Genomic DNA, 21,186 nt, shown 5'->3' with positions numbered 1-21,186 from the left:
TCATGAATCGCTCCTCTTATAACAAAAAGAAGCAATTCAATGAATTGCCCCTATTCTGCGTATTGTTCGAACTGTTCACACAGTTGGTCGTAGACATCCGCTGTTTCTCCCTCCAAATGCAATGAACAACTCTGCAGGATTCGGTACATCGCTTGTAACATTGGCATACGTTCAGCAGTGGACTCGATCATCACTTGCTCTTCCAGTAACTCCTGCAACTCTGTTTGTAGTACTAGTGAATCTCGAGGAACCATACTGCCAGTTCTCATGACAAAACTGCCGTCTTCATTCTTTAACATATGTTGCTCTTTCAGCTCTTCCATTTCTTCATGAAACTGCTGATAGTGTTCAATCAATATTTTTTTAAACCGAGTCCGTATACGACTTTCCTTGGCTTCCAGCTTGAGCTGGTGAAGGAATACAATGTGTTTTTCCAGATTTGCTTTCAAAAACACTAACATGAGTATTCTCCTTTTATAGATGTATTTCGTTAAATAGTCTCGTCCGTTGATTGTTGTGCACGTGTCACAGCCAACTCGGATACCATTGCGGCCATTTTCTTTTGCAATGCCTTGAACTGTTCTTCAAGCTTTCTAAGTTCCACATCCGGGAACTGTGTTAGTACTTCTTCCATAATTCCGTTATCTAGCAACATGTTTGTTACCTTGATGAGTTTCTCCACATCCAGCTTTCTAGGAATCGGAAGATCTGAGAACTCTTTTAGAAGAAGTGTGTTATACAACCCAACTGTATCTTTGATGACTTGATCTGTAACATCTGTTTTCTGTCTAAGTTGATCGATTAGAGATAAATAATTGGTGTTCACATTATCAATTAGCGATTTCCGAAAAAAGGTGTGAATCTGGACTTCATACTGTTGGTCTGTTACATAAATCGTTTTGCGCTGATTGTTTTTTGCATCTAGCGTACTTAAAGCTGCCGCTGTTAATTTTTTTGTTTTTGTCGTAGTCAATATGATCACTCCTGATTCTGATTTAATGGTCCGATTAAAATGAGAACTCCCTGATATTACGGCTCTGTACTTGAGCAAATTATTAATGATATCAGGCGAAACATAGAAAAAGCCGCATGATCATGAATGAAGACACGCAACATTTCAAGCATATGACGAGGTGATATAATTCTGTAAAATGCTCAAGCTACTTGGGATAATCACAGAAAAAGGCTGAACCAATTATGGTCCAGCCCCATCCTTGCACCTAAATTTTAGTCTTCCAGTACGTCGATAACAACCATGGCTTTGGAATGAGTATCCTTCAGCACTTCACAAGTAAATGTAAATGGTTGCGGATCACCCGTTGATGCCATCCCAATCGAGAATCCAGGCATTACTTTCAGTTTAGGAATAGTGTACACAGCCTCTACGTCGAAGCCATCTTCATTCTTCCAATTCGTCGTACCTTCAAGAAGGTATGTCCCTGGGAACACATCCGAAGCAACCGTCATACTTTGCGTGGTATCTGGCGCTGCGTAGTAATAATCAGCAATAACTTTATCTCCCTCATTGAGAGTGGACTCTGTAAATGTCACAGTAGTACCTGTAATAGGAGAGGCAGTAAGTTTGGCATCCATAGATGAACCGTTTGATGTTTTGAAGAAATGTGCCAACTTGGATGTAAGTGGGGCATGACTAAGTTTGATTTCTCCTGTCTTACTCACTTCAAGAACCTCTTTTTTATGCACGGGTTTGGTTCCTTTTACAAATTTAGATCCTGTAAGAACAGCGAGGGATTCTTTGGAGATCAACGCATCTTCCATTGTCATGGTTACATCTTTCTCGGAATCCCAACCAATTAGCTTCGGATGCCCTTTTCCACCACGTGCATATACGGTCTGTCCAGCAAACTCCATCGACGATGTCGTCAAACTTTCCAAATAAACGACGGGTTCACCAGTCTTAACATCTTTCAATACTACATCCAAAATTTCACGTGATCCATATCTGCTCATAAAAAAATACCTCCGATAGTTTTATATAGTTTAATTTGATTAGTAACTCTGCTTGTTAATTTAATGGAGAAATCCAATGTTTTAACTTGATACTTTTGGAATCAGCTCCGTGCAATAAAGCCTGGATGTTAACTTCATAATCATCTAATAGCTTCATGCGATTAAATTGATCATTGAATTGAAAGAAATTCAGATCAAATACATTAAGAATGTTGATTCCATTGGCGTTAGAACTCAAAATGGATATCAAATCGGTAAAAGTTAAAGCGTCCTCCGACGATGAACTTTCTTTTAATTCACGCACTCTGCGTTTTCGTGCAAGCATCTTTTCTCTTAATGCACTTGCTCGCTCATTGAGTGGATTGAAATCATCATCCTGCTTAGTCACTACACAATGTTGAATCTGAATAATTTTGACGATATGTTCCAGATCCGAATAGGACAAGCTGATGTCACCAGCCATAATACATGAATCCGAATAATTGAATTGAATTGCAACGTTAAGAAAATAATGAAAGGCATTCAGATAAGTAGCAACCAAGCTTTCGTTCCTGCTGTACAATAGTAGTTCGATCAACGTACCATCATACTCTTTCAGTGAAAGGGATGGATAAATATCCTCTATCCTAAGACTGACCAGATTTAGCTTTTCATTAAAGTTCTCATACCCTTCTTCAACGATTGCATCCAGTGACTTGGGAAAAATATTAAGACCTTGAAATACGATAGGCTTATTAGCCAGCGTTCTTAATTTGATGTACTGTACATTCATCAAGCAAAATCCAGCATGCGATAGGCAATGCTATCCCCATAGTAGTTAGAGTTTATATCCAGAACATCCATCTTATAAAACTCCAATCGTCCCAAGCCTAAACCTTGATTCCTGGCGAAAAGTTCATCAATTTTACTGATAATATAATCCGTGCGTAACAGCTCACTATTGGACTGACATAGCTGACGATGAGTGTATACATTAAAACACAGAATTCCTGCTTTATACTGATGCTGAACAGGTAGAATATTCTCAAGTGAGATAGAAACTACAGTTTTCAGTACATCTTCATTTTCACCGGGAATGCACCGGTGCGGGAAAATCCGTTTGTATATGTATTGTTTCGGATCAACTACAATGGATTGTTCTAGATAGTCCGCTGTATCATAAGCAACAGCCTTCATCAGATCCTTTGACGTCAGCAATTTATCAATAATCTTTTCTCTCGTGCTACTTAATTGAATGAATGTGGATCGAACCATACAGCACCTTCTTTTTTGAGTAATGGAGCAGCCCTGACTTGTGTCTGCTTAAAATAACTTTTGGCAGAACAACTAGGATTCATTTCCAATTGACGTCCCCCTTCTACATAAATGTTAAATAGACAGCAAAGGTCCCTTCATGGGAGTCTTTTACCTTGACTATCACTAAACACTCTCTTGAACAAACGTGGAAACCCTTGGTGTGACAGGCTTAGAAGGTATTTTCTAACGAATCGCAGACCAGAAATTAAAAAAGGAAACCATGATCAATATGACCATGATTTCCTTCAACTTCTCATTCAGACAAATGCAAGGTAAGTACGGCCCGCTTGATGATATCCAGCTTTTTTGCAGTCCTTACAATACTTCATTCGATTGGACTTGGCCAACATGCGTTTTCCACAGATGGTACAGATCTTAATATTCTCCCCTTTCCATCGTAGGTACTCTAATACAAAATCATCGAAACGCTCTAAATAAAAAGCAATGTTATCATTCTCGCAAGCAAACTGCACTTGTACATTTGTTGAATCAACTCGCTTGCTTCCTATGAGATAACCCTGTTGAATCAGTTTATACACCAACAGCCCTTGATCCTTTTTACTAACTGCCATTTGACTATCACTGTATACTTCTTTCAAATCGTTATTAACCCAATACGTACTATTTTCGTTTATAAGGTTGTTGATTTTACTATATACCAGCATTACAAATGCTAATTTCTCTAGTCGTATGCTTTTTAATGCTTTGATCTTTTGGAGTTCAGCAACCGTTATCGGTATTTTATTAATTTCAATCATTGTACTTTTCTGATCTTCTTTTCTCTTTTTTATCCAGTTCATGGTCTGACTGATGACACGTGTTAGATACGTATCCCATTGAACAGTATTATAATCTGGGTAGTGTTGAGCCATAAATTGGTCTAATGACATATGAACTTCATGCTCGCTCTTCCCTTGTTCAAATTCATATTTGATCAGACATGCCAACGTCTTAGTTGGCTTCTTATCCATTTCCCCATGTGCAATTGCCTGCTCGGCATGATGACGTTCATTCAGAATGATTTTCAAGACGTTGCTCCTTCACATGCGTTTTGGTCATTTTAAAGGTTTGTCCCGCGTATTCCATGTCGCCGTCCGGGGCTCTAACCGGATAATGGATGATGTGATCATTGCTGAGCAATAGATTGCGAATAATCTGATCTCCCGAAACATCCCATACAAATTGCTTCGATTTCTCCGCATTTCGATAACACATGTCCACAATCATATTGCACAAATCTTCTTCGTTATTGCAGATTTCCAGCGCCTGCTCCTTAAAGCGTGAAACAAACAACTGCCATCGGGCTGATCTTTCTTCCTTTCTCACCTTACTCTTGCGCAAATTGGTCATATAGCTACGTAATTCTTCGTTATGCATCTGATATAATCGTTGAATCTCTTTATAACGAGCCTTAGAGTATTTCTTGGTACTCATCAATATCGTGTGATCAAACGGACTTGCGGTCTGTTTTAACTTTAACTTGTTGAACTCGTCTTCCACTTGAAGGCATAGCCGGTTCATCACAGAAGGTGCCTTGGATACAGGCATTCTCTGTTCATACTGTGTCAGGAACTGTTCCTGATCGGGAGATAGCTCCTTCTTCGAAACTAATTCATCGACAGTTAAGCCAAATAGCTGCAAACACTTCTGACTCGTTTTTTCTACATAGGTGGTATATTCTTTTTTCTGCTCCGGGTCATTGTATATGAAAAAATAAGGCTTCTTGTGTGCTACCATTTTCAAGGCTGACTCATCCGTTACCGCAGCGCGAATATCATACCAGTGTTTCGGCATTTTTTTACATTCAATCCCTTTGGCCTGGTCAATGGCATTTTGTTGATAATGCTGACCACATTGAATTCGGTACATCATTTCCTGATATTCTGCACTATTCTCCTCATAATTGGCTAATACATCAAACATCGACGTGATTTTGTTCGTTGTAAAACCGATAAGATCACCAAAGCTGTCTTTGTTAGCCTGGATTAGATCCTTCTCATCCGGAATTTTTTGGGCTGAGGTTTTCTGTACACATACAATCGCATCAAGCTCCTGAATTGCCCCAAGAATCGTTTGGTTGTCTGTAGTTAAGACCTGATCACTATCCATATCTGCACCATTTAAAGAATGTGTCGTCGTATCCCATGAATTTAAGATCGTGACCGTGTTCATATAACGATACCAATGCTGCATCTCATCTGTATTTTGAAAACGAAGCACCTTGATATTGTTATGACAAGTCATCGGAGCTCTGAAGCAAGCTACGCGGTCCACATGGCGTTCATTCCAATATCTGGAGTAAAACTCACCTGAATTCAGCAATCCTGTTAAAGACAAGCCAAATATGCTCTGACACAATGTATAGGGATCGCCAGATATAATGCTGAAATTGCCTTTAACTCTCAGAACTCCGATCTTGGCTTCATTCATTCGCTTACGTATTAAGGTATGAATTTTGTTGCGCACAAAAGGATCATCTATAAGTCGTGGGTCTACCATCAGCCCTTTAATATAATCATCTGGACTATTTCTGTAGTCGTTCTCATGGATGTGAATTCCTTTGAGAAATAACAGTGCCTTGCGATAGTCTTCACCTAGTACATCTTTAATCGAGTCTACCGTGGGACGAATAAGTTCACCAATCTCGTTATCATCCAATTGGAGTGACTGAATAAACTGGTAGTTTAAATGACGCTCATCCTCCAGTTCTTCGGGTGTAACCTTCGTTACGCTGAACGTGTATCCATAATAACCGCAACATAACAGGTAATCGTCGATACTGTTGTACGAGCTCCATAGTTTGAGCATGGACGTTGTGATGATCAGGTCTACCTCTCGAATATCCACAGGATTCCCCCAGGCATCGTCCACCATATACTTGCCTGCAACTCGATCAGCAAATTCGTGATAATCAAATGTAAAGACCATACCTTTACAGAAGCTATTACGGATACAGAAGCCACTTGGGATATATGCATGTCCCAGCTCTGTTGCCCATCGTTCACTAAGTGCGGGAGAGATAAGACCAAATCCGTCACTCATATTCATCTGAATAGGCTCATTTTTCCTACTCTCAATGCGAGGGTAATCTGTCTCGGTATCATCAATCTGAATAATGTCTGCGCCAAATTCGGTTATACAATCCTGAACAACCAATACACGTTTGGGATGTGACACAGGTGTGCTCGTGCTGCAAGCCAGGGCCTTATATGCCTCCAGTTTGGCAGGAACCAGCTCCTTATTGGGATCTCTGCCGTTATTCAATCTTTTCTCCAACAGCGGATGAATATCCTCACTCACATAGATGACCGTTGAACTTTTGGCTCCACCTGTCGTAGCCAATAACCGCTTATATTTTTTGCCGTTAACAGAGAAGGCTTTTGATGAATTCAGTCGGTCATATTCTTTATTGTTTTCAATGACCACCAGCAAGTAATCATCGACAAATTTCAGCTTTTTCAGTTCTTCATGTAATTTCTTCATTGTTCTTTTATGCCCAGCATTGGTTTTCAAGGCTTTTAATTGTTGGATTTCCAGCTTGACTCTAGCCAGATCTTGTTCCCTCTCCTTGTAGCCTCGAATACGATCTATAAAACGAAACACCTGATGGCTTCCAATAGATGCCAATTCTCCATTTACTGTCGCTTCTTGATAGGTAAGACGGAGATTATAATCCGCTTTTCTAATTCTGGAAGATGTAACTTTATAGACGTATCTCAATCGATCCTGATATGCATTGCCCATGCCGATTCCCCCTGTTGCTTCCTGTCCTGATTAAATAAATTATAGATTAGACTCGCACGACCGACGCAGGTAAACAGGATGATCAGGGGATGAAAAAGGTAGAATATTGGCTTTGTTATGGGGAGAAAATAAGGGGCATTCCGGGTCTCGGTATATCTCTTTTCTGCATATTTCTGCGTCTCTAGCACTATGATTATCACCATTTTAATGATATAGTGTATTGAAGCGTTTTTTTAGCTGACATATCTTTTAACGGGGCTGGGATGAATGAAAGAAACCTTATCCAATCAAGAGGAAATCGGCTTTTTATTTAATGTCGATATACTTATTAAGAGCCGCTCAAATGCATTGGCACTGCAGTCCCTGTTGGAGTTCATAAACAAAGAGGAACAAATCGCGGACTTTCGGATTCAATCCGGCATAGAGCTTGGCAAAATTATTGAAGCGACACTCCAGTCCAAGAAGGACTCCTTCGTCACACTTCACAACGAACGTAAAAAATCACAAGCCAACGCAGCACAGAAAGCGTCAACTGCAACACAGACACCTGCCTCACCTGCTCCAGCTAAAACACAGAACCAGCAAGAAAAACCAGCTAGTGAGAATAAACCTGCCCCCCAAACATCCAATGTTACCGATGGAAATTCATTTGATGCGTGGATTGACACGCTCATTAAAGAGAATAAACTCACCCGTATTGTTGTCAATAACAAGAACGGTAAACATCAGAGCATTCCATGCCGCATTTTGAATTTTGATCGGGATACAAGTGTGGTAAGTATCTACCATGTCGATGAAAAACAGGTGTATACGTTCCGAACCAATGAAATCGATGAGTTTCTGTAACCTATGTGATCCAAACCATCAAAAAAGCAACTCATGTGGGAATTTAACATACAATTCTCACACAAGTTGCTTTTTTGAGTTGATGATTAAAATCACGATATAAACGTTATTTTTCATATGTCCCGATTCGAAACAGGGCGATCCTCTTCCTGAATTAGGAGCGATCCTTACCTCGCTGCCATACGTCCACTGCGAGTAACAGCCAGCCGGCAATAAAAGCTACCCCACCAATCGGTGTGATGGCTCCCAGAATCTTGATACCGGAAATACTAAGCACATACAAGCTGCCCGAGAACACGATAATTCCGATAAACAACAAACGCGCTGCCCATTTTAGCTTCGTCGATGCCCCAAGCTGACCCGCCGTCAAGCCGATAATGAGCAAAGCAAGTGCATGAATCATGTGATACTGCACACCCGTCTCATATGTAGCTATGGCAGCCGGTCCAATCGCATCCTTGAGCATGTGTGCACCAAACGCACCTATTGCCACAGATAGCATGGTTAATACAGCTCCAAGCATCATCCATCTTCGTTGCATGTAAGTTCTCTCCCTTAATTCAACTCTTCACTCCCTTTATTGTAGCGAATCCACTCCACCTTTACCAGTCGGCTCGGAGCTACGAAGAGTTATATGTCTGTTTATACTTACTTGCCCTTTCCCTGCCCTATATATCGTAGAAAACTGGCGCAAATCCTTGATTTTTATCGATAATTATGGAAAAGTAGACAGGTATGCCATCGTTCTATTCTAAGGAGAATCAATTCACACCGATTAGGTTAATAACACTCAGTACAATGATTAAGGGAGGGATATTACAATTATGGATAATCACAATTCCTACAATTCAGGTTCCAACAACACGGATCAGAATGCTAACCATGCAGATCAATACAATAACAATATCTATGAACCATATCCACCGGATTATGAGAGGCAACCATTGGCTCCACTAAAACATTCTGGACCTGGAATTGCCAGCTTTGTCATTGGATTGCTTGCAATCTTAGGTTATATTCTGATATTCTTCATTGCCGCCATGGCTATAAACGAGTCAATCGGAGTTCTCACCCCGTTGCAGGCAGAAGAACTCGCCTTGCATCCAGCAGTGATTCTAGCTTCATTAGCCATTCTGGTCTGTCTGATTCTCAATCTGGCCGGAAGCATCCTCGGAATTATTGGTCTGGTCCTCAAGAATCGAAAGAAAGTCTTTGCCATGATCGGAACCATATTAAATGGAATCATGATTCTGCTATTCGTTGGACTTATTTTGGTGGGCATGACGCTGATGTAACGGTTTGCATCAGCGTCATGTTTCCTTATAATAAAATGAATGGGTTTACACATAAGTATAATCTATATTTTTCGCCAAAATTATTGTATTTCAAAGGAGATTGACATGTCACGAATCAAAATTTTTGCGGACAGCACAAGTGATCTGGCTCCAGAATGGATCCAGCAGCACGATATCGGCATCATCCCCTTATATGTGGTGTTCGGTGAAGAATCACTGAAAGACGGTGCTGAGATTAAGCCTGAACAGCTATATGAGCGTGTCAGCCAAGATGGGCGTCTTCCCAAAACGGCTGCACCTTCCCCCGCTGATTTCATGACGGCATTTCAACCTTACATAGATCAAGGGGATGAGATTCTATATATCAGCTTATCTTCTGAACTTTCCTCTACCTATCAAAATGCACGACTAGCGAGTTCCGAGTTCCCGGAAGGTCGAATTTCTGTCATTGACTCACAGAATCTCTCATCAGGAATTGCGCTGATGGTGATGAAAGCTGTACATGCTGCCGATAAAGGACAAAACCTGACTCAGATTACACACCTGATTGAGGCGATGAAACCAAATGTACGCACGGAGTTTGTCATCGATACACTGGAGTATCTGCATAAAGGCGGACGCTGTTCGGGCATGCAGAACCTGATTGGCAGTCTGCTCAAGATCCGTCCTGTCATCCGGGTAACGGATGGTAAGATGGCACCTGCCTATAAAGTGCGCGGAAAACGGGAGAAAGCTCTGGAACAAATGCTGAATAATACGCTCAGCGCAAAGGATCAGATTGATCCAGACCTGCTGATCGTTGTGCATACGATGGCAGAAGAGGATGCGCTCGACTTGCAGAAGTCTTTGCAGGAGCAGACCGGTGCCCGAGTTGAACTAACCACTGCTGGTTGTGTAGTATGCAGTCATTGCGGTCCCAAAACCATCGGAATCATCTATAACACCGTTTTTTAGAATTACACACAACATCTTGTAATATCCCAGAATCCTTCTCATCTGAATTCTGGGGATTCTGGATCTGTATGGGGTCACATCTAACGATTGCGACCAACATACCGATACAACCTAAAAAGGGCATCCCGAGCTTCATCGCTCAGGATGCCCTTTACATTTAGCTAAACTTCGGAAGGACTTAGTCTAGCCAATTGGTCATGATGATAATGGATCAATAACTTTTGGTCCGCAGATCATCCAGACTTTTGAATGCATATCCTTGCTTGCGAGCCTCATCAATGATGGAACCCAGGGCTTCGGTGTTGTCTTTGGATACCGAATGAAGCAAAATGACTGCGCCCGGATGGAGTTGTTTCAACACCTGTTGATGAGCATATTGTGCACCACGCTGTACATTGGTATCCCAGTCTTTGTAGGCAACAGACCAGAACACGTTCACATACCCTTGAGCATGACTCTCTGCAAGCGTACGATTGTTAAAAATTCCGCGCGGCGGTCGCAAAAAGGTCGCCTGTTGACCCGTCAACCGATTCACCTCCGACTTGACCTGCTCCAGTTCCTCTCTAAGCTTCTCATTGGAGATGCGGGTCATATCCGGATGACTCCATGAATGATTACCCACAATATGACCTTCAGCCGCCATCCGTTTAACCAACTCAGGTTGATCCTTTAGATAATGACCTGTCACAAAGAAAGCAGCAGGTACCTTCTTGGCACGCAAAACATCCAGTATCGCAGGTGTGAATCCATTCTCATACCCGTTATCAAACGTGAGATACAATTCCTTCTGTTTCGTATCCCCCAGGAAAATGGCATCGTTATGTTGTAAGATCGATTTAAAGCCTTCCTGATCAATCGAGGGCAGCTGACCATTCTGGCTTTTCTTGAAGCCAAAGTGATAAGCTCCGGTAACCGGCGATGCATCGACCTGTGCCGGTACCATACTGATGGATAACAGTCCTAACAGTATGTATAGAACCATTCGCTTCATTCTATCCGCTCCTGTTCCTGAAAATTCGGTTCGTCGATTGCACACACGAACACCTTCAGGTAATATGCCACAGGAACGGCTAATGTATGTAATTGGGCATCAATCGAAACGTTTATTTTCAGGTTGTGGCGGAGTTTGATGGAACAATTCCAGCAAGGTCTGGGGTTTTCCACTGGAAGCAAGCCACTCCCTCACGGTCTGTATGGCACGGGTCTGTCCATCTCCCCGATCACGCCATGTAAGCAGCTCGATAACTTTGATAATCAAGGCAGACATATTGTGATTATCCAGTTCAGACCGTTCTGCCCGTAGCTTGTGATACAAAGCCTCCTGCTCCCAATCAAGTAGAATCTCATCACCGATGGTTGGCTTCAATAGCGTATACGCTCTGTCACAACCTTTACAACGAACCGTGCTGACCTGTTCATCTATAAATTCCGCTCGGACATCCTGCTGGCAATCCGGGCATTTGAATCCAACTTGTATGTTTTGTATGTTTTCGCTCATGACATTGTTCCTCCTGCTATGTATGTACTACATCTATACCCGATATTTTGTCGATTCACGCTTACTATGAAGAAATCTGTAAGGTGCTATAATCTTGAAAATATGTTAAAATATTATACATATCATGGTAGGGAAAAGGCGGGATACTCATGTCGAAGGAAGAGCGCAATATAACCTGGCAATCATCCAGCATTGATAGACAAGACCGGGAGAAACACAATGGCCACCGTAGTCGAGCCATATGGTTCACCGGCTTATCCGGTGCAGGCAAGTCATCTCTTGCATTTGCCCTGGAGCAGTATCTCTATGAACAAGGCGTAAGCTGTTATGTTCTGGACGGGGATAATGTACGTCATGGACTGAACCGCGATCTTGGTTTTACAGCTGCCGATCGTCAAGAAAATCTGCGCCGAATTGGGGAAGTATCGAAGTTAATGGTAGATGCCGGGTTGTTTGTACTTTCGGCTTTTATCTCTCCTCATGAACAGGATCGGGAGATGGTTAGACAATTATTTGAACCGGATGATTTCATTGAAATCTATGTGCGCTGTTCAATCCAAGAATGTGAGCGGCGTGATCCCAAGGGTCTATACAAAAAAGCACGTAACGGTGACATCCCGCATTTCACAGGCATTTCCGCCCCCTATGATGTACCTAAATCTCCTTCATTCATCATCGATACGGAGCAATTCTCCATTGAGGAAGCCGTGCAAGAGATCATACAGCATCTGGAGCAGATCGGTGCTCTCCAGCTTCCGCTCCCTTCCAATACAGCACTGGTTCCTTAATCCTTGCTCATTATACGAACCTACTTACATGAAAGGCGCGCCCTTAGTGGCGCGCCTCTTTACGTGATATCATTACTGGTTATACCATCGATAAACGAATAAACAAAAGAAGATACACATGCTCGATCATCAAGTTTGAACTTCTTCTGATGTCAACTCACTTACTGTCCCACAACACCCGCTTGCATGTTAAGAAGCTTTCTGAACGTCCCTACCGGATCAGTAGATAACTGTTGATATCCGCCCTCTTGAATTACGCGACCTTCATCCAGCACAATCACACGATCTGCCGTACGGATTGTAGACAATCGATGTGCAATCACGATAATGGTCACATGTCCTTTCAATCGTTCCAGTGCCTCATGGATGTACTGTTCATTCTCACTGTCCAGTGCACTCGTCGCTTCGTCCAGTACCAATACCGAAGGATTACGCAGCATAGCCCGGGCAAGCACCAATCGCTGACGTTCCCCCCCGGATAGCCGAATACCCCGATCACCTATGATCGTATCCAGGCCCTGAGGCAGCTTCCGTACAAAAGCCGCAGATGATGAAAACTGCAATGCTTGCCACATCTGTTCTTCACTTGCATTCGGATCCACCAGACGTAAATTCTCACGAATGCTCGTATGAAACAGAAATGGGTCCTGGGAGACATATCCGATCGAACTTCGCCAGCTCAGTAATCGTTCTTCTGACAGAGGTACACCGTCAATTAAAATGCGACCACTCTCAGGTCTGACAAGGCCCATAATCAGATCAATCAACGTGCTCTTGCCTGCTCCGGATTTGCCCACAATTGCGGTCATACCCCTTGCGGGAATAGAAGCTTGCACATTCATCAATGAGTACGTATCACTTCCCTCATAGCGATAACAAACATCCTGACACGTGATGGATTCCTTCAGTTCCATAGGTTGAATCCCATCAGATCCAGCACCTCCTGCTGAAGCAATCTCTTCGCTGATCTCACGACTTTTCGCCGTCTGCGCTTGTAGTTCTCTTACCACCCGAAATGCAGGCAGCATCGAACTGATGTACTCCAGATTGGACTGAATTGCCGTAAACCTTGGCCATAAGCGGGAAAAGATAAGAATGATGAGCAGCAAACTTGCGGGAGGTACCGTCATTACACGGAGAGACAGGTAGATGAATGCCGCAATAATGACAGCCGCGGACATTCGATGAATGAGCTGTGTTCCACTGTTCAATTGGCTAAATTGAATGACGTTGCGTTCAATCTGTCTGCACATGCGCTCAAACCAGTTCATGTGTGAGCGTTCGAGCATATTGCTCTTAATATCCTTGATTCCATTGAAATGCTCGGTAATACCATTATAATAACTTTGCGAGAATTCAGAGGTCTGATCCCCGATCTGCTTGGCCCGCTTGACGAATTTTCTCAAGACAAAAAATAATAACAATCCACAGACCAGCACAAGTGCCGTCAACTTGGCGGATAACCAGAAAGCGAGACCAATCTGAATGCCCGTAAAGATCAGAGAGGCTGCCATTTGCAGCATAATGCTCGTTCCTTGGCTCACACGTGCAAGTTCAGTGGTTAATATATGGTTAAAATCGGATTTTCGTTTTTGGAGAAAAAATGACCATTGCGCCATAATAATGGCACCATAGGTTTCCATGCGCAGCGTTCGCACAAATTGCTGCTGGATTCGAGTATTACGGATCGTCTGGAGACGCTGCATCCAGGCCTGTCCGGAGACAATCAACACAAAGGTGAACAATACGAGTAACAATTGGCTATTCTCAGAAAAACGATTCAACACTTCTCCAATCCAGGGAATGTTCAAGCCTGTGGAGCCCATCTCAAATATGCCGATCAGACTCAGCATCGGAACAAGCATGTAGATGCCGATCCCTTCCATGAGACTGATACAGATCATCCCCAGCAGATTCCAGTATAAAATGGGCCCCGTGACATGATGCAACTTTCGCATGAAGTACTTTAATTCGGAGATCATACTTTACCCCTTTCCGTCATCGTATACCTTTTAATGCGCCGCCAGAACCAGAGAAACGGACGTAACGGAAAGTACAGAAAAAACAATGAACGCGGAAGCGGTAATTGATCCACATCCCATGTACTTGGATACAAACGTTCAATAAAAAAGAACCATTTCTGCTTGGTACTTCGAAGAGCAAACAGATACGATTGATAATTTTTCATATCAGCCGGACTTTCGAGCATGTCATTCATGAATTTTGCGCCTTCGCTGGCTAATCGCCTGCCTGTACGGTCACTCAAGGACATCAAAGACCTGTACGCTGCATCCAGCGGCGTGTTCAACAAATCCGCGGTCAAGTAAAGCGCCTGCGAACCAATGGATAACCGTCCCTCCGCTTTCAGACGGCGTTCTACTTTCTTCACATCGATTGACATACTTCGAATCATCTGGTCGATATCCAGCAACCAACGTAGTCTGAACCATCCGTGCCGTGCGCCATGAGTTACCAGATAAGCCCACAGATCTTCTTGTTCGAGCATGCGGACAGGGGTCTGTGTATATGAACTGAACCGGCTGCGTTTCCACAGCAATTCAAAATCGGTTTCTTTCCCCGAATCCGGGTTGAGTCGCCAATGAATCTCGACTTGAGTCCGTTTGACCGGATGGGTGTAACAGATATGGTGTTCACGCCACTTCCAGCTGTCAACCGTAGCTGTTCGCTCTCCATCCTTGCACACGTAACCAAGAGTCGTAAGAATACCTTCGGCCGCTTCCACATCAGCCAATGGAATCAGGATATCCAGATCTTTCGAGGTTCGCATGGATACATCCCCATAGAGATCATGAGCCAGCGCTGGTCCCTTCAGGGTAATATTGCGGATGCCACGTTCTCGGAATGCTCCGCACACCTGCTCCATCTCTGCTGTCAGATGTAACATACGGAACGTATTGGCCGTGTATTGTTGTCTCAGACTCTCCATAACATCTGCCGGAAAAATCGAAGAGTTCTTTTCTTTCATTTTCAAGTAGAGGATAGAGTACAAGCGGTGATGATACACAAGCCGCAGAAAAAGCTGCCAATCCGTTCCCTGCAAACGCATCTGGAGTTCTTCAGGGGTTAGAGCCGTCAGATCACCTCTAATCATGCTCAAAATCAGCTTAAGCTCCTTCGGAAATCCTGATGAATAGAGTTCAATTTCATGTGTCATAGACAATCTCCCCAGATCCCTTCTCCGGACAACGTTTGCCAAACACGCCGACAACCGTATATTGGTCCATAGTATCAGCTCCGGTCACGATCAATTTCCCACTTCGTAGCCAGGCATGAGCCATCATATGTCCTTGCTTATTCCGTGCAGTCCCCATATATAACGTGCTCCCTATCTTGCGTCGCTCAAGCATCTTCATCCCGGCAATCGCCATTACAAGGCAGCGGCTTTCCCATAGCGTATATTTGCTGGCGATCATAATCGCCTTGGAAATATTCCGTATAGCGATCACCTCACTGCGATCCAGCCCGGTCATCGGTGTTTCAACCATAGGCGTCCCCAGCCCTGGTGCAATTTTGGCGAATGGCATAGCCTTCTGTATGCGTGCCCAGCCAAGGAGGATATAGGCCTCCCATACCAGTCGACGTATCGCGCGAGGGAGCGAGAAATAAGCCTTTATTTTTCGCAGCATGTTCTATACTCCGCGAGTAACGTCGATTAATCCTTCACGGGAGAGGTGTTCCAGGAATTGCACCACCTGCTCACGACATACATCTGGCTCAATCTCATACTCCGCAGCAAGCACCTCAACAACTTCACCCAGCGTCCGCTCCTCTGCGATCAGATCCCAGATTCGCCCACCGGTACTCCCGAGATTATAATATTTTCCAGTGGTAATGCTCATCATGACTTTCTCACTACCCATATCACTAACCAGATTGCCTTCCTTCCGGGTTACCCGGTCTTCCACATTCATCGGCGTAGTCGCTGTCATTGTCCTGAATGCACTCCTTTACGTATATGATCTGTGATCCGATCCACCATCTCAAATGCTGTAAATTCAGCACCAGTTCTGGTCAATCTGCCAATTTCCACACTTACCGAGAGTCTGGAGGCGGTCTCGAACAGCCACTGTGCCAGCCCTTGTCTTGCAACCAGTCCACCACGGAACGTATGAGAGCACAATACATGCAATCGTTCCAGCCCCGTCACTTCAACCAGTTGAACGGACGTATGGTCTTCTTCCGGTTGTGGAGCAAGTTCGAATACCCCCGCTAGTGGCACGGCCATTCCATGAAAATAATGCTGAACAGGTATCGCATACTTCGTAATCTCCGCGTGAACCGTTGCATAATCCTGCTCCTTCATGCCGAAGCCATCCAGACTGGGTTGCCATAACTTCTGTTGCGGGTAACCAGGTGATACGATAGCTCTTCCTCCGGCATCCCAGGTCAGTGCGACAACATCATCGGTAAGAAGCGGATATCCGCGTGATGCCAGTGCAGCCGACAACGTCGATTTACCTGCCCCCGAATGTCCGACAAATGCGTAAGCCCAGCCATCAATAACCACTGCACTACCATGCAATGGAAGGATGCCACGCTGCATCATAATGACCGCCATACAGGTGCCCAGGATGAATAATCTGACCTTTTTCTCATCCGCTCCTGGCGGAGGGGATACAACGATACGCTTTCCATGCTCCATTAGAAACAGGCCTGCATCTTCGATTTTGAAAAAAAGGCTGCCTTCCCGCGCCACAAAGTTGTCATTGCCAACATCCCAGCTCTCCCACAATGGGTTCAGATCTGAAGACTCAATGTGTACATCTACGGCATCAGCATTGTGCTCTGCACCCTCGGGTACGCACTGCAGTTCAGGCATCGGAATTTGGCTCGACCAGCGCAAGCCATACGCTACATAATGCACAGGCAACAATGAAAGACGCCTCCTTCGTAATAAAATGTAAAAAAAACCCTTATATTCATGTTGCTCAATATAAGGGCGGAGGCGAAACTGGATTGGTTCCATTTCCGCCCTTTAAGTATGATGACACTTCATAAAACTTAATAACTTAGGAAGTTGGATCGTACAGATCCGCATCGTGAACCGTGATCCAGTCAATTTGTCTGTAGCCAGTACCGGCCATCGTTTGATTGACTTCCAACACTTCAAGAGCTGGTGCTTGCCATTCCTTTTTTTCCATTTGCATCGTATTCACCTCCTTTCAAGTGCAATCATTCAGAATTTTCGAATGAATCGATATACAATCAGACTATGCATCATCAACCGTAAATCCGGGTGGGAAGCTAGCTCCGGTCTCGGACTTGGAAAATTCGCCAGGGCAGACTTGATGCGCTCCGTGTTTAATATGCCAGCAACCTTGCTGTCAGAACACAAGGCACGCAACTCAGCAGTGAATGCATCCCAATTCGGGATGATGCGATGCAGCCAATCGGCAGGCTGTACACCCCGTACCCGCTGATTCAGTCTGACCTTGTCAGGCAACTCCGGTGAAGTAGCGCGGCGAATCAATGAACGATCCGTCCCTTGTCTCACATATTGTTCAATCGGTACGGACAGACAGAATCGAATGACTCTGGCATCACTCGTCGGATCACGTTCCCAAGCCCGATAACGGAGAGAACATTTTGTGGCTACAGCGCCGTTTTTGTTCGCAATGGCCAGGTTATTGAATTTCTCGGCACGTACTTTGAGTGCATCAGCCTGGGCACCACCCTGCAGAACAATAATGGATTTGAGTCGTTCCAGTACACCTGTTCTTTGAGCAAAATCAGGATGGATCAATTGTACGGATGAGGCCTGACTGGCTCCCTTGGACATTGTTTTGAAGAATTCGGGATATGCCTTTCGCCCTGTGATCTTGGCAATACGGGAGAAAGGCATCCCGGTCCGCTCACTATACTGCTGCATCTCACGGAACCAGCGGTACCAACGGCCACTTTTCAGTAAACTGGCGTAATAATCCAGAGCTGGCCCCCAGGAGATGGTGAAGTTACCGCGTGCTCCTGTGAGCAGAATGCCTGCATCCTGCTGGCTCGCTTTTTCATAGAAACCACGTATCCAGAACGAATTTTCAAAGTATTTATAGGGCATTTCCATAATGTCGAGCCAGGTGTCCACTTCACTGAGGGGACTTCTGCCTTCAAAATCAAGATAGTTCTCTGTGATATTACCGACGTGATTAATGGTCGAACGTATGAATGGTCTCTCGTCAGCGAGCAACGTTTTCGACGTGTAATCCGTGAAATCTCGCACGGGAACATAACTATAAGCATGCAGCCGTTTGCCCTGACTTCTCAGTGTTCCGGAAGCAAAACCAACCACGGCTCCCGAGTCTAGCCCGCCACTTAATGCAGCAGCCACCTGCCTGTGAGTTCGTAGTCGTGATCCGACCGCCTGCCCAAAGACCTCTCGAAACGCTTCTACATACTCACCATCGGATTTAAGCCTTAGAGGCTCCACTTCATCCCAGCGATGATACTGCTTCAGTTCCAGCCTCCCGTCCCGGAAGACAAGTATGTGTGCAGAAGGCAGCTGGCTTATTCCCTGATATACGGTCGAGTTGATATCTGCTGAATCATGCATGTCAGGAATGGCAAGGAACTCAGACAACCAGGTCTCGTCAAGTTCTTTATGTACCCCTTCAAGCCCGAGCAACGGATTCATGAGTGTGCAGAAAGCAAAACGTGAACCATCATGTCGATAATAAAAAGATCTCATGCCTGTAATGTCTCTCGCTGCATACAATTTGCGATTACGATCATCCCAGATGGCAAATACAAAATCCCCTAGCAATCGGACAGCCACATCGTCTCCCCAGCGTTGATAGGCACGCAGGATCAGTTCACTATCCGCCAACAAAGCCAGTTCAGCTCTGGATATCTGTAATTGATCTGCCAGTTGTTCCCGATTATCCAGAATGGCATCTGCCGTGATGGTCAGACCACTCTCTTCATCATATAAAGGCAACTTCTCGCTAACCGATTCCGGTGTAATCCATTGGGCATGACAGCTAAGGAACGCCCCATTACCTTTCCATACCCCTGTCGTATCTGCAGGGACATGCCCCAGGCTTGCGTACAAGCGCCAGCTATCTTCCCATAACGCCTGCTGACCATCGTTGTGAACAATTCCTGCTATGGCGCTCATGACTTTCCTCCCCGAAGTATCTTGCGCTGTGAAGCCCAAGCGCTGATCTGATGACCGAATGGTACCCATGATTTAATGCGCTGTATTTTGCTTTGAGCAGCGGCCAGCTGGACTTTCAAGCGTTCCCGCTCACTGTATCCCCGTTCCAGACGATGATCTGCCGCCCGTAGTGCGGCCTGCAGCTGCCTGATCGTTGCCAGTGCAGCCAGTGTGGGATCTATCTTTTCCGGTTCTTCGAGAACTGAATCATTCCGATTACCATGGGAATCATGAACGAGAGAATCAACTGGCTGCATCCGATAGTGCTGCTGCCACTCGCAACCGGTCGCTGTCGTCAACTGATGCGTGATTCGCTGAATGACCTCTTGATCCGGACTTGCTTCATAACGAACCCCCGTCCATTGTTCAGCTTCCGCCAACTGGTCACTGTACCCCATCCGATGGAACAGATCCGCTCCCATCACACGGCAATACAGTTCAACTTCTTGGGATTCCAATATGTTTTTCCAGTTGTTAACGGAACCCTGATGAGCCTCTTGATGTGAAGAGAGGAATGGATCCCCCACGCCCATACTGTAGAACATGTCAGATTTTGCACTGTCCAGAAACTGTCCATACTGCTCCATACCCTGTTCATATCGAATTCCCAAGAATGAGCATAATTTCTCAAGTTCTTCTTGAGGTCTGGCGACCAATTGTTCATATTGCAATTCATATGCATTCGCATGCGGTTCGGCAAAATAATCATTCAAGCGGAGCATACCAAGTGTGAGATCTACAGATTTCATATTTAATTTGGAGCTCTGCAGACTATGAGTCAGGTCGAATCTTTCACCTGTATGGCGGTTTACCTTTTTGAATGATGCTGCTATGGCCAGAGGATTTCGCTGGAGATGAATGCGCTTGGACTGTGGAAACAGACGATCCAGCCATTCAAGCATGTAATAATAACGCGGAGATTTATCAACGATGAAGTCTGCTCCGCTCCCTTCCAGGAATCCATTGTAGATCTCAAGAGCAAAACTTCTGCATGCCTTTTCGAAGACATCCTCGGATACCATGGCATTGTAGAACTGACGCATGATGGAGCTGCCACCATAAGCGCGTGAATCCGTTTTTGGCAGATCGACAAGACTCATCAGAAACCACATTTCCTGGGTGGCAAATATACGACTGTGATTTTGCAGCATGACTGTGGATAATGAACTACCACTGCGGGGAACACATAGTAAGAAAACAAGTCCGTTACCTTGAGCGTCGATCAATGGCAGCCTCTCCTCTGTTCAATAAAATAAGCATGCAGCCGGGATAGACCAGACTCTACTTTTGTGTTTGGCAAAACGATTACTACGCAAACTATTAGGTCAGCATTTTGCAATATTCCGTCGGAACCTTACCCGAGAGTGATGCAAAATACATGTATTCTTTCGACAACTCTCAGATACAATATGTATTCATAGTTTTACTCTATGATACAAAATGTATCATGTCAATCTTTTATTTTCACCTTTTCATAAATTCTTACTCTTTCACTGTATTCTGCTGTCTGTCTTTTAAGCACTATTTCATGATCAATTATGTTCTGATTGCACAAACGCGAATAAGCTCCAAACATGTTCTGTGAGGAACAATGCCTGAAGCCATGCGTAATCCGTTGAGAAGCTT

General features: G+C 44.4%; 22 protein-coding genes. 4 read left to right on the top strand and 18 right to left on the bottom strand.

Going from position 1 to position 21,186, the window contains the following annotated elements; translation table 11 throughout:
* Nucleotides 1–50: 50 nt before the first annotated feature.
* From AC1S8V_RS09355 to AC1S8V_RS09325, 7 genes are all read right to left on the bottom strand, one after another.
* Nucleotides 51–461, bottom strand: coding sequence for a hypothetical protein (locus AC1S8V_RS09355; RefSeq protein WP_482073385.1), 411 nt, complete (start codon nt 459–461; stop codon nt 51–53).
* A 29-nt stretch (nt 462–490) separates the two neighbouring features.
* Nucleotides 491–973: a hypothetical protein gene (locus tag AC1S8V_RS09350; RefSeq protein WP_482073384.1), complete on the bottom strand. Its 483-nt coding sequence runs from the start codon at nt 971–973 to the stop codon at nt 491–493.
* A 254-nt stretch (nt 974–1,227) separates the two neighbouring features.
* Entirely contained in the window at nt 1,228–1,971 is a 744-nt protein-coding gene (locus AC1S8V_RS09345; RefSeq protein WP_338593105.1) for a hypothetical protein, read from the bottom strand.
* A gap of 55 nt (nt 1,972–2,026) precedes the next feature.
* The gene (locus AC1S8V_RS09340) at nt 2,027–2,743 is read right to left on the bottom strand and encodes a hypothetical protein (protein ID WP_482073383.1); all 717 of its coding nucleotides are present in this window, start codon (nt 2,741–2,743) and stop codon (nt 2,027–2,029) included.
* Nucleotides 2,743–3,225, bottom strand: a complete 483-nt coding sequence (locus tag AC1S8V_RS09335) for a hypothetical protein (protein ID WP_482073382.1) — start codon at nt 3,223–3,225, stop codon at nt 2,743–2,745. The genes AC1S8V_RS09340 and AC1S8V_RS09335 overlap by 1 nt, the downstream gene beginning before the upstream one ends.
* A 299-nt stretch (nt 3,226–3,524) precedes the next feature.
* Nucleotides 3,525–4,295: a hypothetical protein gene (locus tag AC1S8V_RS09330; RefSeq protein ID WP_482073381.1), complete on the bottom strand. Its 771-nt coding sequence runs from the start codon at nt 4,293–4,295 to the stop codon at nt 3,525–3,527.
* Nucleotides 4,276–7,011: a hypothetical protein gene (locus AC1S8V_RS09325; protein ID WP_482073380.1), complete on the bottom strand. Its 2,736-nt coding sequence runs from the start codon at nt 7,009–7,011 to the stop codon at nt 4,276–4,278. The genes AC1S8V_RS09330 and AC1S8V_RS09325 overlap by 20 nt, the downstream gene beginning before the upstream one ends.
* A gap of 267 nt (nt 7,012–7,278) precedes the next feature.
* On the opposite strand from AC1S8V_RS09325, the gene AC1S8V_RS09320 reads away from it, so the two are divergent.
* Complete coding sequence (locus tag AC1S8V_RS09320; protein ID WP_482073379.1) at nt 7,279–7,857, top strand: hypothetical protein; 579 nt, start codon at nt 7,279–7,281, stop codon at nt 7,855–7,857.
* A gap of 154 nt (nt 7,858–8,011) precedes the next feature.
* On the opposite strand, the gene AC1S8V_RS09315 is transcribed toward AC1S8V_RS09320, so the two are convergent.
* Nucleotides 8,012–8,398, bottom strand: coding sequence for a DUF423 domain-containing protein (locus AC1S8V_RS09315; RefSeq protein ID WP_458126121.1), 387 nt, complete (start codon nt 8,396–8,398; stop codon nt 8,012–8,014).
* A 283-nt stretch (nt 8,399–8,681) separates the two neighbouring features.
* On the opposite strand from AC1S8V_RS09315, the gene AC1S8V_RS09310 reads away from it, so the two are divergent.
* Nucleotides 8,682–9,152 carry a hypothetical protein gene (locus tag AC1S8V_RS09310; protein ID WP_482073378.1) on the top strand — a complete coding sequence of 157 codons (471 nt, stop codon included), beginning with the start codon at nt 8,682–8,684 and terminating at the stop codon, nt 9,150–9,152.
* A gap of 105 nt (nt 9,153–9,257) precedes the next feature.
* The gene (locus AC1S8V_RS09305) at nt 9,258–10,106 is read left to right on the top strand and encodes a DegV family protein (protein ID WP_482073377.1); all 849 of its coding nucleotides are present in this window, start codon (nt 9,258–9,260) and stop codon (nt 10,104–10,106) included.
* Nucleotides 10,107–10,317: 211 nt separating this feature from the next.
* Here the strand turns inward: AC1S8V_RS09305 and pdaA are convergent, their stop codons facing one another.
* The gene (gene pdaA, locus AC1S8V_RS09300; protein ID WP_482073376.1) at nt 10,318–11,097 is read right to left on the bottom strand and encodes a delta-lactam-biosynthetic de-N-acetylase; all 780 of its coding nucleotides are present in this window, start codon (nt 11,095–11,097) and stop codon (nt 10,318–10,320) included.
* Between the two features lie 99 nt (nt 11,098–11,196).
* Nucleotides 11,197–11,604 (bottom strand): hypothetical protein, encoded by a 408-nt coding sequence (locus AC1S8V_RS09295; RefSeq protein ID WP_482073375.1) that lies wholly within the window; start codon nt 11,602–11,604, stop codon nt 11,197–11,199.
* A gap of 149 nt (nt 11,605–11,753) precedes the next feature.
* Here AC1S8V_RS09295 and cysC point away from each other — a divergent pair, with 149 nt between their 5' ends.
* A complete protein-coding gene (gene cysC, locus AC1S8V_RS09290; protein ID WP_482073374.1) occupies nt 11,754–12,392 on the top strand; it encodes an adenylyl-sulfate kinase in 639 nt (212 codons plus the stop codon).
* Between the two features lie 161 nt (nt 12,393–12,553).
* Here the strand turns inward: cysC and AC1S8V_RS09285 are convergent, their stop codons facing one another.
* From AC1S8V_RS09285 to AC1S8V_RS09250, 8 genes are all read right to left on the bottom strand, one after another.
* Entirely contained in the window at nt 12,554–14,371 is a 1,818-nt protein-coding gene (locus AC1S8V_RS09285) for an ABC transporter ATP-binding protein (RefSeq protein WP_482074435.1), read from the bottom strand.
* Nucleotides 14,371–15,567, bottom strand: a complete 1,197-nt coding sequence (locus AC1S8V_RS09280; protein WP_482073373.1) for a nucleotidyltransferase domain-containing protein — start codon at nt 15,565–15,567, stop codon at nt 14,371–14,373. The genes AC1S8V_RS09285 and AC1S8V_RS09280 overlap by 1 nt, the downstream gene beginning before the upstream one ends.
* On the bottom strand, nt 15,557–16,039 hold the full coding sequence (locus AC1S8V_RS09275) for a lasso peptide biosynthesis B2 protein (RefSeq protein ID WP_145319683.1): 483 nt from the start codon (nt 16,037–16,039) through the stop codon (nt 15,557–15,559). The genes AC1S8V_RS09280 and AC1S8V_RS09275 overlap by 11 nt, the downstream gene beginning before the upstream one ends.
* 3 nt (nt 16,040–16,042) lie before the next feature.
* Nucleotides 16,043–16,342: a lasso peptide biosynthesis PqqD family chaperone gene (locus AC1S8V_RS09270; protein WP_482073372.1), complete on the bottom strand. Its 300-nt coding sequence runs from the start codon at nt 16,340–16,342 to the stop codon at nt 16,043–16,045.
* Complete coding sequence (locus AC1S8V_RS09265; RefSeq protein ID WP_482073371.1) at nt 16,339–17,286, bottom strand: aldolase; 948 nt, start codon at nt 17,284–17,286, stop codon at nt 16,339–16,341. The genes AC1S8V_RS09270 and AC1S8V_RS09265 overlap by 4 nt, the downstream gene beginning before the upstream one ends.
* 136 nt (nt 17,287–17,422) lie before the next feature.
* Entirely contained in the window at nt 17,423–17,560 is a 138-nt protein-coding gene (locus tag AC1S8V_RS09260; RefSeq protein WP_174806426.1) for a paeninodin family lasso peptide, read from the bottom strand.
* A gap of 29 nt (nt 17,561–17,589) precedes the next feature.
* Nucleotides 17,590–19,521 (bottom strand): asparagine synthase-related protein, encoded by a 1,932-nt coding sequence (locus tag AC1S8V_RS09255; protein ID WP_482073370.1) that lies wholly within the window; start codon nt 19,519–19,521, stop codon nt 17,590–17,592.
* The gene (locus AC1S8V_RS09250; RefSeq protein WP_482073369.1) at nt 19,518–20,786 is read right to left on the bottom strand and encodes a sulfotransferase family protein; all 1,269 of its coding nucleotides are present in this window, start codon (nt 20,784–20,786) and stop codon (nt 19,518–19,520) included. The genes AC1S8V_RS09255 and AC1S8V_RS09250 overlap by 4 nt, the downstream gene beginning before the upstream one ends.
* Between the last annotated feature and the right edge of the window lie 400 nt (nt 20,787–21,186).

The sequence above is a fragment of the Paenibacillus sp. B46(2026) genome, from assembly GCF_056786355.1.
This window is presented reverse-complemented; position numbering and strand designations above follow the sequence as displayed.

What these genes read in the sequence shown, in the direction of transcription:
- AC1S8V_RS09355 (WP_482073385.1), bottom strand. Translation starts at nt 461, where the DNA reads ATGTTAGTGTTTTTGAAAGCAAATCTGGAAAAACACATTGTATTCCTT.
- AC1S8V_RS09345 (WP_338593105.1), bottom strand. Translation starts at nt 1,971, where the DNA reads ATGAGCAGATATGGATCACGTGAAATTTTGGATGTAGTATTGAAAGAT.
- AC1S8V_RS09340 (WP_482073383.1), bottom strand. Translation starts at nt 2,743, where the DNA reads ATGAATGTACAGTACATCAAATTAAGAACGCTGGCTAATAAGCCTATC.
- AC1S8V_RS09335 (WP_482073382.1), bottom strand. Translation starts at nt 3,225, where the DNA reads ATGGTTCGATCCACATTCATTCAATTAAGTAGCACGAGAGAAAAGATT.
- AC1S8V_RS09325 (WP_482073380.1), bottom strand. Translation starts at nt 7,011, where the DNA reads ATGGGCAATGCATATCAGGATCGATTGAGATACGTCTATAAAGTTACA.
- AC1S8V_RS09320 (WP_482073379.1), top strand. Translation starts at nt 7,279, where the DNA reads ATGAAAGAAACCTTATCCAATCAAGAGGAAATCGGCTTTTTATTTAAT.
- AC1S8V_RS09315 (WP_458126121.1), bottom strand. Translation starts at nt 8,398, where the DNA reads ATGCAACGAAGATGGATGATGCTTGGAGCTGTATTAACCATGCTATCT.
- AC1S8V_RS09310 (WP_482073378.1), top strand. Translation starts at nt 8,682, where the DNA reads ATGGATAATCACAATTCCTACAATTCAGGTTCCAACAACACGGATCAG.
- AC1S8V_RS09305 (WP_482073377.1), top strand. Translation starts at nt 9,258, where the DNA reads ATGTCACGAATCAAAATTTTTGCGGACAGCACAAGTGATCTGGCTCCA.
- pdaA (WP_482073376.1), bottom strand. Translation starts at nt 11,097, where the DNA reads ATGAAGCGAATGGTTCTATACATACTGTTAGGACTGTTATCCATCAGT.
- AC1S8V_RS09295 (WP_482073375.1), bottom strand. Translation starts at nt 11,604, where the DNA reads ATGAGCGAAAACATACAAAACATACAAGTTGGATTCAAATGCCCGGAT.
- cysC (WP_482073374.1), top strand. Translation starts at nt 11,754, where the DNA reads ATGTCGAAGGAAGAGCGCAATATAACCTGGCAATCATCCAGCATTGAT.
- AC1S8V_RS09280 (WP_482073373.1), bottom strand. Translation starts at nt 15,567, where the DNA reads ATGACACATGAAATTGAACTCTATTCATCAGGATTTCCGAAGGAGCTT.
- AC1S8V_RS09275 (WP_145319683.1), bottom strand. Translation starts at nt 16,039, where the DNA reads ATGCTGCGAAAAATAAAGGCTTATTTCTCGCTCCCTCGCGCGATACGT.
- AC1S8V_RS09270 (WP_482073372.1), bottom strand. Translation starts at nt 16,342, where the DNA reads ATGACAGCGACTACGCCGATGAATGTGGAAGACCGGGTAACCCGGAAG.
- AC1S8V_RS09260 (WP_174806426.1), bottom strand. Translation starts at nt 17,560, where the DNA reads ATGCAAATGGAAAAAAAGGAATGGCAAGCACCAGCTCTTGAAGTGTTG.
- AC1S8V_RS09255 (WP_482073370.1), bottom strand. Translation starts at nt 19,521, where the DNA reads ATGAGCGCCATAGCAGGAATTGTTCACAACGATGGTCAGCAGGCGTTA.